Raw genomic sequence first — 13928 nt, forward strand, 5'->3', positions numbered from 1 at the left:
TAGGAACAAATATGAATGATAAAAAACTACATTGTATTATTACTAATAGCCAGGGATTAAAGATTGGAATTAATCCTGAACATATTTTTAGCAGTAAGGGAGGGGTTATTGGTTCAGGTTCGCATGCAGATTGGCAATTAGTTTCTGACAAAGATAAGATTTTAGAGAAACATTGTTCCATCGATATGATTGACCAACAATTTTGTTTAATTGATCATTCAGGTAAAGTTTTCGTTAACTATTCCCACGCGCCTATAACAATAGATCAACCAATAGCGTTGGGGGAAGAGGATATGGTCACCATTGGTGGATATCATATTAAATTCCAAACCTGTTCTAACCGAGAAAATGATCCGCTCCTATTTCACAAACAGAGCCTGAATAGCATATTTGCAGCTGAACTTGGGGATGAGATTATTCCAGAGGGTTCCAGTGATGAAGTTGATCCCATATCAGCACTAGATATTCAACAACGCCAAAGCAGAAGTACTCCTTCTAATTCAGCTCATCATTTAGATTCTGTTATAGGCTCAAAAGCGACTGATTTTAATAATGGGGAGTATTTCTACCACTCTGAAGGACGAAATAATACTAATGGTCAGACAAACTCTCATTTCATATTATCGCCTATCATTAACGGATTAGGCGTAAAGTTAGATACGGATTTAGATGCGAATGAGATACAGTACATCGCAGAAGAAGTTGGAGCATCTTTGAGAGAGGTTATTTTAGGAATTTTAGAGCTTCATAAAAATGCGAGCAATATTAGCTACAACTCTACAGAGCGCATATTTCAGCCAATAATCGATAACCCCCTTAAAATGGGGCTTTCTTATGAAGAGACGGTTAATTTGATGTTTGACTCTAAAGCGAGTCTTGTTCATCTTGCCGCGCCTGCAGCTATAAAAGAGAGTCTTGATTTAATTATTAATCATCAAAAAGCAACTGAGAAAGCAGTTAATATAGCACTTGAAAAAATTCTGGAGGCTCTATCTCCAGAGAGGTTGACTGAGCGTTTTAATTATTACCGTTCAGCACGGAATCTACCTGCAGAAGATAAAGAATCATGGGCTTGGCAGATGTATCAAGCTTATTATCAAGAACTAACATCAAGCCGCCAAACGGGGTTTAATAGACTCTTTTGGGAGATATTTGAGCAAAGTTACGATAAAGAAATTAGAACGCTTCAGAAATAACAATTGAGTTAGGTGGTGGTGAATATGATGAGTTATATCCGCATAGGACTATTCTTACTTGTTTCAGTCTCGTTGAATGGGTGTACAGCGGTTGGGAAAGTTGCAAAGGTTATTGCTAATCCAGATATACAAGTTGGGGAAAATGATAAGCAGCCAACAGTAGTGGATTTTGTCCTAGTCGGGGAAGATTTTATTAATAGCAATTTCTATGGCGATCCTACGCCGATTGTTATTGATCTCTACTACTTACGTGATAAATCCAGATTCTTAGCGATAGATTACGACAGTATTTCCATGGGTGACATTAAAGATGCGATGGGTAAAGCCTATCTTGATCATGAAGAGTATTTAATAGAGCCATCAACAAATGAGTATATATCAGAGATTGAAGTGCCTGATAGAACTCGTTTTTTAGGCGTAATTGCGCATTATTCCGATATAGATAATGTGTTATGGAAAAAAATATTACCTATAAAAGCTGAGGGTGATGATACAAAAATATTAATTCTCGCAAAAGAGAGAGAAATTAGATTTGAAAGAATGAAGGATTAACAAAATGTCTAAGAACAGTCGTGTTATATGGTCAGAAGGACTATTTATAAAGCCCCAGCACTTTCAACAAGCGCAAAATAATATTGAATATTTAATCGAAGCTAGAACGAAGAGTTTAATCACAAATCGTTATGGCATATTAGATATGAAAATTAATGAAGAGCATTTAAAGTTTGGCAAAATCACTCTTGATTACGTTTCAGGAATTATGCCTGATGGCACTTATTTTGATTATCCAGTAGAAGATCTACTACCGCATTCTCTTGAAGTATCATCGACTCAAGCTGGTAATGAGATTGTCTATTTAGTGGTTTCTGAAAGAAATGATAGTCAGTATGAGATCAGTAAGAGTATTTATGCTAATGGTCGATACATGAAGGAAACTAGTCTAATTAGAGATACCCACAGTGAATTAGGCAAGGTAGAGGAGATTGATGTTTCGCGCGTTAAGCTCGATTTGATGCTAGGCAGTGAAGATAAAAGCTCACACAGTGCAATTGCAATAGCTCGGATTCAAAATAAAACAGATTCTGGTGAGATAAAACTCTACCCTGATTATATACCATGTCATCTCAATGCAAAAAAAATACAAGTAATCAGTACATATTTAAGTGAATTAGAAGGATTAGTTCGTACACGCGCTGAAAATATCGCAAGAAGAGTCGGTAGCCCTAATCAAAGTGGTGTTGCAGATGTTTCTGATTTTATGATGTTACAACTGTTAAATGCAATGCAAGGAAAATTAAAAGGTATCTTGAATACCAATCACTTACATCCTGAAAATCTCTATCAGTTTATGGTGAGATATTGTTCTGAGCTCTCAACCTTTGTCTCTGAAAATCGTCTTCCACCTAACTTTTTAATTTATGAGCATGCTTATCCTGAGCAAGCTATTAAAGAGTCAATGTATCTATTACGTCAATCATTAAGTTATGAGTTTGATCTACGAGCGATTCCGATTCAAATTAAACCTCGAGAGCATGGCATTAGTATTGCTCCGATTGATGATATGACATTAATTGATGATGCTGAGTTTATCCTTGCGCTTAAAGCTCAGATGAGTCAGGAAGATCTAAAACGATATTTCTTACAGCAAGCTAAAGTGGCAACGATTGAAAATATACGCGAGATCATTTCTGTTCAATTATCAGCAATTCCATTGATTCCACTACTAGTCACACCTAGGCAGCTTCCTTATCATGCGGATTATCTCTATTTCAAACTTGATAAAGGCCATCCTTCTTGGCAGATGCTTAAAGGGTCGAGTGGATTTGCTTTCCATGTTCCGCCTGAAAACTTCCCTGAACTTAAAATGCAATTTTGGGCAATTAGGGGGTAGATCATTATATGGTATTGAAGGCAAGTTATATCTCCGTTAGAGGTCTTAAGTGATGAGTAAACAACAAGAAAAATCTAAATCATTAGACAATACTATTATTGGACAACCATCGAATCAACCGCAGAGTATCGATCCTGAGGATAGTTATACTTCTAAATTAGATCCTTATGGGGACGTATTCATCGAGCATGTTTTATTAGAAGATGATCATCCACTCAATTTAGATCCTGATTATTGGTTTCAATTAAGAGGTTCGAATAAAGATAATCTGTTCATCGATTGTGCAACACCGTTAATCGGATTAATTCTTAGAGCGAAGAAGCAAAAAAATTCTCCTACTGATTTAGGCCACCTTTATCAACAATGTATTGATGAGATTAAAAATATTGAATTTGAACTCTTAGAAGCCGGACATGAGAATGCAACGGTGATTGCCTACAGATATATCTTATGCACGTTTATAGATGAAGCAATTATGAGCACAGAGTGGGGAGCTAGCTCATCATGGATGTCAAAATCTCTTTTAGTCCATTTTCATAATGAGTCTTGGGGTGGAGAGAAAATTTATCTCATTATCACTAGATTAGAGCAAGATTTTGAGAAATACTTTAATTTATTAGAGTTTGTCTTTCTCTGTCTTTGTCTTGGTTTTCAAGGTCGATTTAAAGTGATGGCTTACCATGAGCAAAAGAAGCATGAGGAGATAGTTCATAATCTATATGAGAAATTGAGATTACACCGCAAAGTAGATACAGATGCTTATGTTTCCCCTTATGAGAATATTGTATCTAAAAAATATAGCCTAGATAGTAGCGTTTCTCCCAAAAAAGTGATGCTTTATATTTTAGGGGTTACACTTGTCATCTACCTTATTTACGCATTTGCATTAAGTCATTCAAGCAGCGCGGTTGTCAATGATCTTCGTGATATTCTCTCGCATGAGGAGCAGCTATGATCGATCTTAAAAAAAACCGGATGGTAACAGTAGTCTTCTTGATATTACTAGCCGTTTTATTAACGCCTCTCTTTTCGACAGACGCAATACCCCATAATCAAGCTTTAGAAGCTTGTAAAGAGATCACGAGCGATCGAGATCGCTTATTTTGTTTTGATGAACTTTTTGAAACCCCGCTACTCTCTTCACCTCAAACTTCTTCAATTCCTATTCAAACTAACTATCCTCAAAAATGGTTAGAAATACAAACCATGGAGAAGCAAAGAGCATCAGGGAGTGAGGGTTTTTGGAGTACAGAGAAAAACCTGAAACTTTATGACACGCTACATTTAACACAAACAGTCGATGGCTTGGGTATCATTGTTTTAAGTTGTGTGAATAATATAAGCCAAGTGGAAATAATGCTAGAAAAACCTCTTCAAGGAGGTGCCATCCCTATTACTATTATCGGTAAGAACAGAGAGGAGCATCAATGGTTATTAGATAACACGGGGTATATTTTAAGAGAAGGTTACGGTCTTCCAGCGATTGCTACGATAAGAAACTTGATGGGGGAGTCGCAATTTAGTCTTGCTATCAACGATCGATTATATACGCTTTCGCTAAAAGGTTTCGATCAGCAAATTAAAGCGTTACAAACTTTGTGTCATTGGAGGTAGGGATGAGTATTGATTTAATAAAGATCCAGCTTCCCATTACCGAGACGCTCTTAATGGGTGAAGATATTAGTGATTCAGCCGAATTTGAATGGCTTGATACAGAGCTAATGAAGGTGGGATCACTTGCGCATGAATCAATCGAGTGGGATAAGATTAAGGAGCTATCTTGGAAGTTATTAACCGAGAAGAGTAAAGATTATAGGCTCCTCTCTTTCTTGGTTCAATCCTTGCAGCAGAAGCCAGAATTTAAGTATTATCTACAATCAATAACAGTTTTACATCTATTTCTAGAGAGATATTGGCAAGCTTTTCCTTATGAAAAGGAAGGAAAACGGGTCGATCTTAATCGGACACGTTTTCTAGTCCCATTACTTAAACGCTCAATTCAGCGATTTGATGAATATCGAACAACTGTTTCAACAGTACAAAAGCGCGAATTACTAAATACATTGAATAAGATCGCGCTGATTTTTGAAAAACAAGGGATTGAGATTGATGATCTTGAATATTTCATACGTATTAGCGAGCAAGTAGAAGCAACAGATAGCTTAGAAGTAGCGGGCAATCATCCTCATGATAATAATCTATCCACTGTTAATGATAGAGCAGGAAGGCATGGTAGTAGTCATGGCAGTAGCCATAATTCCGCGGGTATATATGATTCTATTTTTGCGTTCTTTAAAGCTGAGAATGATATTAAATTTATTCATAAGCTTATAGGTCAGCTTGAAAAGAATGAAGAGTTCTTATTGGCATTGATTATGCGGAGAATTGCGTTATGGGATGATATTCATGAAGTCCCACTGCATGAGAGTAATGGCGAAACAACCCTTGCTGCGCCTTCTCAAGAAGTGATAGGGCGCTCTCAACAGCTCTTATCAAGCGAGACCTTCTCTTTAGATTCGTGGCTGCAACTTGAGAACTCATTAATGAAAGCCCCGTTTTGGTTAGATGCTCATCGTATTAGCGCATTTGTTGCGGGCAGTTTATTTTCAAAAGTCTATGAAATTGAGATTAAACAACGTGTAAACACGCTATTAGATCGTTTGCCATCATTAAAAAAACTCACCTTTAGTAATGGTATGAAGTATATCAGTGAAGAGACCCTTGAATGGCTTCAAGAAGATAACACTCTGTTATCTAATAGTAATCACTCTGTAGAGAGTGAAAATATCGTGAATGATCAGGGATTTTATGATCTTAAATTATGGAATAATTACTTACAAGAAACAGATCAATATTATAAGGCGGAAGGTTTTACGCAAACACTGCATTGGGTGCAACAAAAAATCCAAAAGGCAGAAAACTTACGCGAAGAAGTTTTATGGCAGTTAGCGCTTTCTCAGCTCTATAATCGAGAAGGATTATCTGAGCTCGCTCAGCGCAATAGTCAAGCCGTAATATATCAAATTACTCATATAGATTTACAAGAATGGGAACCTCAAATATTTGAGCTCTTGCAACATGGCACATCATCTAAAGAAATTATTTTAGAATAGAAAGGAAGTGTAGAAATGAGGAGATTTTTTTCTCGAGAATTACAATTTTTAAATCCCATCTTAAAATTTTGGCGATTAATAGCCCCTTATTTAAAATCGGCGGTACCAGCGCTGTTATTACTGCTTTTTATTGCGGTACATCTCTTTGTTTGGTGGAAAGGGCCGAGTTTTGTGATAGCAGAGGAAAAGCCATTATCGACGATTACAAGTCGAGTCCTTTTTTCCATTGCTTTTACACTATTAGTATCAATAGTAGTCGGCTTTTTACAACGAAAAGAAGTGAGACAATATTATCGTGATAGACAGAAAGAAGAGCTCTTAAATACGGATATTAAAGCTAAATATCTCAGAAAGCAGAAAGAAGAGCTCGATGACTTAATGGTACATTTTAAGGAAAATTACCAAAGAGAAAACCATCTTTATGATCTTCCTTGGTATCTTGTCTTAGGCTATGGCGAATCTGGAAAAACAAGTTTGTTGCAAGCATCTGGGCAAGAGTTTCTATTTACATCAATGTTAGATGCCTCTAATTTTAAGAGTGAGAATCCTTATAGCTACAATTGGTGGTTTACGGATGAAGCATTATTTATTGACCCAGATAGCGAACTATTATCTCAACGAGCTTTAAAAAAATTAGCAGAGACTGATAGCGACCCACAACTAGCACGACACCTATGGCTACATTTTCTTGAGTGGCTTGGTGATACTCGTCCGCAAAGACCGCTTAATGGAATTGTAATGGTTGTCGATTTGCCTGATCTTATTAATACAACAGTTATTAATAGACGAGCACAGGCGGGAACTTTGAGGGCGCGAATACAAGAAGTCATTGCGATGATCTCAAGCCAATTACCGGTCTATATTGTGTTCTCTAAAATGGATCAGCTACAAGGTTTTAAAGAGTTTTTTAAACATCTCAAAAAAGAGGATCGCGAAAAGCTTTTAGGCTTTACATTTTCAATAGAAGCCTCAAAGGATTCTAAGCAATGGTTAGTAGATTTTGAGATTCAATATCAATTATTTATGACACGTATAAAAGCGAGCCTCCCTAAGGCGATGATTGATAATTTCAATGAAAATGAGAGGGCTTCCCTATATAGCTTTTATCAGCAATTAGCAGGCATTGAGCAGATTCTGCATCAGTTTTTGAAAGAAGTATTGATCAGTGATAAATATACAATGCAGCCATTAATCCGGGGCGTATATTTCACAAGTGTCTACCAACAAGGCGCGCCAAGTAACATTTTTATTAAGGAAATTGTTAAGCGTTATAATCTTGATCATTTTGCAATTAGAGCGCAGGATAATCGTTATTCTAAACCCCATTTTATAAAGGATTTATTCCATAGTGTCATTTTAAAAGAATCGGGATTAGCAACTGATAATCATTTAGAGCAAGCAAGAAAACAGCGGATCTTAAAGAGAAGCTTAATGACCGGCGTCTCCATAGCTGCTATTTTCTTATTATTTGTGAATTATTTCTATTTTAGTAATAAAAGTTCGCTAGCCAAAGTGACAAAAAAAGTAGAAGAGTATAGTCAAATTGCAAATGCATCAGATGCGATAGATCCAACAGGAAAAGTGATGCTGCCTGAATTAAATATTCTCAGAGATGCCACGTTAGAGCTTGGGGATTATCACACGCAAACATTTTATTCTGATCTAGGACTTAATCAGAGTAAAAAAGTGGGAAAAGCGGTTGAAGAAACGTATTTACGTCTATTAAATTATCGTTATCTACGTCATTTAATGGCGGGTATTGCCCAAGCTTTAACACTGGCAGAGCCAGAAAGTGATGAGCAACTAAAATTATTACGTGTTTTTCATATGCTAACGCAAAAAAAAGCGAGGCAGCCGGGCATTGTCAAAAATTACTTTGCTGATTATTGGCAGCGCTTTTATGCCGGAGATGCAACGACACAAATAAGCTTAATGAACCATTTAGATTACTCCTTGCAACATACAGATCTTGGCGGAGAGAGAGCACGAAATGTACAAGAGGCAGAAAATGTATTGGTGCCGTACGATAGTTTAATCAAAAGTACACAAGCTGATTTAAGAAAAATACCTATGGAACAGCGTATTTATCGCAGTTTTAAATATTATGGATTAGCACGATATGAGACTCCACTAGATCTGCGTACAGAGATTGGACCTGCATTTGATATTATTTTTGATACTAACCTAGATAATAGAACTACTGAAATACCAATGATTTTCACGAAAAAAGGGCTAGATCAATATTACACAGTACAAACAGATAGGGTATATGAACTAGCATTAGTGGATGATTGGATTATAGGGCAGCGTGATGATGTCTCTTATACTAATGAGGATCTTGAATGGTTTAAAACAAAGATTAGAGAATACTATGGTGCTGACTATGTTGCCAATTGGCGTCAAGCATTGAATGCTCTACATGTGAAGAAGTTTGAAAATATTAGTGATGGCGTACTTGTTTTAGATAGCGTTTTAGGTGGAAGTCAGCCTTTTCAGCGCTTGTTGTCTACAATCAATGAAAACACACATCTATTTGCAAACTTGCCGGAAGATAATGAGGCGCGTGCTGAGTTAGAAAAGTCGCACTCTTATGCCCTTGCTTCAAAAGTTAATCGAGATTTTAGTAAGCTCAATATGTTAACTAAAAGCGTCGCAAGTACCGAGGAAGATGGTATCGCGCCCATTTTCAATACGGAAGTGATGGATCATATTCAAAATGTTCACTCACAGCTAAAAGCAATTCAAGATGCCCCTAATTCCGGACAGCTTGCATTAATTACAGCAAAAAATCGTATTAATTTAAACGATAGTGATCCTATTTATGCTTTAAGTCGAGTAGCATCAAAATTGCCGGCGCCAATGAATAATATTGTCAGTCGATTAGCGACTGAATCTTGGAATGTTATTTTAGAAGCAGCTTTGGCAGAAGTAGATAAAAAATGGAATGAGAAGGTTTATTATGAGTTTAGTACGGTACTTGCTGATAAATATCCATTTAACAAAGATGCAAAAATAGATGTTTCTCTGGATGAATTTATTCATTTCTTTGGTAAAGAGGGGACTATTACCCAGTTTTATCAAAATGATTTAGCACCTTTCTTAAATGAACAATTAATGGTTGATAATGGTAATGAATCTTTGATTAAGGATAGCGTACGCAATCAGCTCGAAATGGCTGAGCAGATCCGTCAAGCTTTTTTCAATCAGCAAGGAGTATTAGGTATTGAATTTATGATTGCCCCTGTGTCAATGGGTCATCAGGTGCAACGAAGCGTTTTAAATATCGAGGGACAATATGTTGTTTATACACATGGGCCTAAACATGGATACTCTTTAGTTTGGCCAAATACAATCTCAACACCTTCTCACGAGACAGTCGTAAGGTTAACTATGACCGGCGGCAGACAGAGTCAGAGAACGCTTACCTATCAAGGACCTTGGGCAATTTTTAGAATGTTAGATAATGGACAGATTACAAGTCTTGATAGTCACACTTTATCGATTACTTATAATCTAAGCGGCATACCTATGCGTTATGAATTGACAGCTTTTGGAGATATTAATCCCTTTACTGTCTCTTTATTACGAAATTTTTATCTATCGCCTTCTTTGTATAAATAAGCGAAAAAGGATCTATTCATCAATGCATATGATATTTAGAAAAGTGGAGCATAGCTTGGCTATGTTGTTAATTATCTTTAAACATTCTCTACGATACTTATGGGTCATAGGTACGCTTATGGTCATCCAAGCGTGTGCTATTTATAAGGGGGATAATGAGAAATATCTATTTCATGATTATGATATTAAGCGGTATGACATCACCCAGTCTTTTGTCTGTCAAGTAGTCACGCAGAAAAAAGTCTCTTGGCAAGCAAGACAAGCATTTCAAAAAGCAGAAAAATCTTTTAGCCAAAATATCCCTCTCGAAGAAAAGGTAGCGTTATATGAGAAAGCCTTAGAATCGGGAGAGACAAAGGCTTTAAGTAGAATGTTAGTACTGTATGAAGTATATGCTGCAAGTAATAAGGAGGCGGCCGAAGGCTCTGAATATGAAGACTATATGGCTGAAATTATCAATATTCATCATAAGATGTTGATTGAGTATAACCTTCCAGAGGGATTTAGTGCTTATGCAAAACTAAAGAAGGACGGTAAGCTGCTCTATAAAGATGATATAAAAGCGCTCAATTATACTTATCATGCCGCAATGCTTGGAGATCTCGATGGCCTGTTAATGCTTGGCGATCATTATATGTATGTAGAGGGTGATTATTTCAAGGGAAAAGAAGTCTATGAATGCGCCGCAAAGCAAAACAACATTCGTGCAGATCTAGCATTAGCGAAGGCGTATGAAATATTTGAGGAAAATTATCCTAAATCATTACAAAACCATATAAAAGCTGCAGAGAAAGGCGCGCCTCAAAGCCTCTTATATTTGCGTGCAACATTTAGAGATGGATTAAATGGTTACGATAAAGATCCTGATCTTGCCATGTGTTTCCACTGGTTTAACGAAGCATTCTTATTACAATCCAATCAATCCTTAGCCGGTATACGCTGGTCATGTCCACTTCCTGAGCATCCTGAGCTTGGCAAAGGAGATCTTCCTTATGATGATGAACGAAAATTATCAATTCAGAAGGTAGAGCAGGAATTTAATCCAACACCTGTTCAACGTAATCAACACATGATTACTCCTCTCACAGAGATGGTGAAAAAAGAAGAACAAAAACAAATGTCAAATAATAAATTATTAAGATCATTACAGGTAGTAAAAAGCAAGCTATAAGCTCAATCTAATTAGGGGAAATGCCATGTTATTAACTAAGGAAATACCATTGCCGGGCACTATATCTATAGATACAACAGAACAAGGTGGTCATTCAGGAAATACAACCGTACTGAAAAAACTTATTGTCGAAACTGCTATTACAGGAGATATTCAGGTGGATAAAACGGGAAGCCTTGTTATTAAAGGGAAAGTGGTAGGAGATATTACTAATTATGGCTATCTTAATGTAGAGGCCTCGGCCTCAATTGTGGGGACACTCTATAATTATGGAAAATTAACCTTAAAAGGGAGTTTGTCTGAAGGCGCTTTATATCTTAAGTCTGGCTCACATGCGCTTATTCATTCTCAACAGATGAATAAGATTACAACGATTTCATCAGAGGCTAATGCTTTCGTTGAAATGATTTCCGGGGGTGGATTCAATGTTAGCTCATAATATCACTCATCTATTTGATTCCCAGCAAAAATATTTCTATACTCTGCAAGTTAATAATGATCATGACTTGCGAGTAGTTAGCTTTTCACTCTCCGAGGAGATCTCTCAGCCTTTTAAAGCGACAATAGTGGTCGCTTCAACCTCATACCATTTAGATTTTAGTCAATTTCTAGATCATACCGGATTGTTTACATTCTATCGTAATGGTGAAGTGCAGCGATATCTGCATGGTGTGATTACCTCTATCGCCAAAGGTGATCGAAAGAATCGTTACTATCTTTACACTCTGACACTTGAACCACGTATTTTTAAACTTGGTTTGCGTCAAAATGTGCGGATCTTTCAGCAACAAAGTGTAGAAAAAATCGTCACTACTTTACTCAAAGAATCCGGTGTTTTCTTCTTTAATTGGAGTTTAACAGCTAAATATGATTATCGTGAATATTGTGTGCAATACCGCGAAACTGATCTAGCTTTTATCGATAGACTCCTAGCTGAAGAAGGTATGAGTTACTATTTTGAGCATTTAGAAGATCGACATATTTTCGTAGTTTATGATCGATATACGGGGACAGGCTCGTTAGACCGTAAGATTCCCTATCACTTGCCGCAAGGGGGTGCTGCACCTGCCGAGTCGATCTATAGCCTCTATTATCGAGAAGAGATTGGTTTTTCACATGTAAAACTCACAGATTATTGTTTCAAAAAATCAGCTTACACGCTCAGTAATGATGCGCAAGCAGATCTTAGTAGCCACGGTCAGAATAGACAATATTTCTACTACGATTATCCCGGGCGTTATAAAGAGGATATCAGCGGTGAACGCTATACCCGTAAACGATTAGCAAAACTGAGAAAATCCCTCAATACAGCAGAAGTTAGTAGTAATGTATTGTCATTAATAGCAGGGTATCGTTTAACTTTAGATGATCATATTGATGATTCTTTAAATCGAGATTGGCTAGTTGCTAAAATCACTCATGAAGGAACGCAGCATCAAGTTTTAGAAGAGGAAGGAATTGAAGGTACTGCTCTCTATCATAACCAAGCTACTTTAATAGATGCAAAAAGTGAATGGATCTCAGAGGGAAACTCAAAACCACAGATTGATGGCTCGCAAATCGCAGTCGTTGTTGGTCCTGATAATGAAGAGATCTATTGTGATGAATATGCGCGAGTACGGGTAAAGTTTCCTTGGGATATTTATAGAACACCTGAGCCGAGTAATGATTCTGGTTTAAGTTGTTGGATTCGAGTCTCCCAAGATTGGGCCGGTGCAGGATGGGGTTCGATGCAATTGCCACGAGTCGGGCAAGAGGTTATTGTTACTTTTTTAAATGGCGATCCAGACCAACCGATCATCACAGGGCGAGTTTATAATAATCTCCAAACGACTCCCTATAAAATGCCACGTTATAAGACAGTGACAACCATTAAGAGTAAAGAGGTTAAAGGCAGTGGTTATAACGAATTAATCTTAGATGATACCTATACGAAGATAAAAGCGATGCTCCATTCGACACACGGCGCATCCCAGCTTTCACTCGGCTATATTAAATCAGAACACCGAGTTGATAAACATCCTGATCACCGTGGCGATGGCTTTGAACTTAGAACGGATGAGTGGGGCGCTATTCGTGCCGGCAAAGGTTTATATATCTCCACAGATATCAGAGAGAAGGCGGAGAAAAAACAGCTTGATCTCGAGGAATCCATTGTTCAACTTGAACAAGCGCTTGCGCTTGCGAGAGAGCTAGCAAGAGCTGCCGATACGTCTCAAACCTATCGCACAGATGTAGATAATCAAGAATCTCAGTTTAAAGGAGTCTATCAAGAACTCAAATTGCCGGGAATGCTCTTAAGCTCTCCGGAAGGCATTGCGCTAACTAGTCCCAAAAGCATTCAAACTTCGAGCAGTCAAAATATTACGCTGACCAGTTATCAAAGTATTGATATGAGTAGCTTTAAGGATTTCAGAGTGGCAGCAAAAACAAATGTCTCAATCCTCGCGGTAGAAAAAGATCTCAACTTGATAGCGAACCAAGGACGCATGAAGATTCAGGCTCAGAATAATGAGTTGGAATTATCATCAAAACAAGAGCTGAGAGTGATCTCGAATGATAATAGTATTGTGATTGCGGCTCAAAACGGTATCAAACTTGTATCGGGTGGAGCTTATATTCTCATCAAAGATGGAAAAGTAGAAATTGGTGGGCCTCAACCTTTAGACATTAAAACGGCAGGTTTTAATGTAGTCGGTAGTAATAACATGCCTTATAACTTTACTAGTTATGGTTCAGAAAACCCGATGTTAAATGATGAGATGTTTGTAATCGAGGATGATGAAGGAAATCCGATTCCAGGCTTCAAATATAAGATCGAAAGAGAAGATGGCGAAGTTTTTCGTGGTCGAACAAATCATAAGGGTGAAACGATGAGGATAGGTTCGGGCAATCAAAATTTGAAAATAGAAGTATTCCGAGATTGGGAGGAGTAG

General features: G+C 37.3%; 10 protein-coding genes. All 10 read left to right on the forward strand.

Annotated features, from left to right (window positions below; genetic code table 11):
- Positions 1 to 11: 11 nt before the first annotated feature.
- From tagH to WMO13_RS04175, 10 genes are read left to right on the forward strand one after another with little or no spacing between them, the layout of a single operon-like run.
- Positions 12 to 1196: a type VI secretion system-associated FHA domain protein TagH gene (gene tagH / locus WMO13_RS04130; protein ID WP_169727764.1), complete on the forward strand. Its 1185-nt coding sequence runs from the start codon at positions 12 to 14 to the stop codon at positions 1194 to 1196.
- Between the two features lie 24 nt (positions 1197 to 1220).
- Positions 1221 to 1748: a type VI secretion system lipoprotein TssJ gene (gene tssJ, locus WMO13_RS04135; RefSeq protein ID WP_026878734.1), complete on the forward strand. Its 528-nt coding sequence runs from the start codon at positions 1221 to 1223 to the stop codon at positions 1746 to 1748.
- A 4-nt stretch (positions 1749 to 1752) separates the two neighbouring features.
- Positions 1753 to 3087, forward strand: coding sequence for a type VI secretion system baseplate subunit TssK (gene tssK / locus WMO13_RS04140; RefSeq protein WP_026878735.1), 1335 nt, complete (start codon positions 1753 to 1755; stop codon positions 3085 to 3087).
- Positions 3088 to 3139: 52 nt separating this feature from the next.
- Entirely contained in the window at positions 3140 to 4042 is a 903-nt protein-coding gene (icmH, locus tag WMO13_RS04145; RefSeq protein WP_051396175.1) for a type IVB secretion system protein IcmH/DotU, read from the forward strand.
- On the forward strand, positions 4039 to 4701 hold the full coding sequence (locus tag WMO13_RS04150; protein WP_026878737.1) for a type VI secretion system-associated protein TagO: 663 nt from the start codon (positions 4039 to 4041) through the stop codon (positions 4699 to 4701). The genes icmH and WMO13_RS04150 overlap by 4 nt, the downstream gene beginning before the upstream one ends.
- Positions 4702 to 4703: 2 nt before the next feature.
- Positions 4704 to 6200: a type VI secretion system protein TssA gene (gene tssA / locus WMO13_RS04155; protein ID WP_026878738.1), complete on the forward strand. Its 1497-nt coding sequence runs from the start codon at positions 4704 to 4706 to the stop codon at positions 6198 to 6200.
- 15 nt (positions 6201 to 6215) lie between these two features.
- Positions 6216 to 9821: a type VI secretion system membrane subunit TssM gene (gene tssM / locus WMO13_RS04160; protein ID WP_051396176.1), complete on the forward strand. Its 3606-nt coding sequence runs from the start codon at positions 6216 to 6218 to the stop codon at positions 9819 to 9821.
- 22 nt (positions 9822 to 9843) lie between these two features.
- Positions 9844 to 10992: a sel1 repeat family protein gene (locus WMO13_RS04165; protein ID WP_026878740.1), complete on the forward strand. Its 1149-nt coding sequence runs from the start codon at positions 9844 to 9846 to the stop codon at positions 10990 to 10992.
- A gap of 25 nt (positions 10993 to 11017) precedes the next feature.
- On the forward strand, positions 11018 to 11431 hold the full coding sequence (locus WMO13_RS04170; RefSeq protein ID WP_026878741.1) for a hypothetical protein: 414 nt from the start codon (positions 11018 to 11020) through the stop codon (positions 11429 to 11431).
- Positions 11418 to 13928, forward strand: a complete 2511-nt coding sequence (locus WMO13_RS04175; protein ID WP_342386910.1) for a type VI secretion system Vgr family protein — start codon at positions 11418 to 11420, stop codon at positions 13926 to 13928. The genes WMO13_RS04170 and WMO13_RS04175 overlap by 14 nt, the downstream gene beginning before the upstream one ends.

Origin of the sequence: Ignatzschineria larvae DSM 13226 (assembly GCF_038500265.1) — a bacterium.
GTDB classification, from domain to species: domain Bacteria; phylum Pseudomonadota; class Gammaproteobacteria; order Cardiobacteriales; family Wohlfahrtiimonadaceae; genus Ignatzschineria; species Ignatzschineria larvae.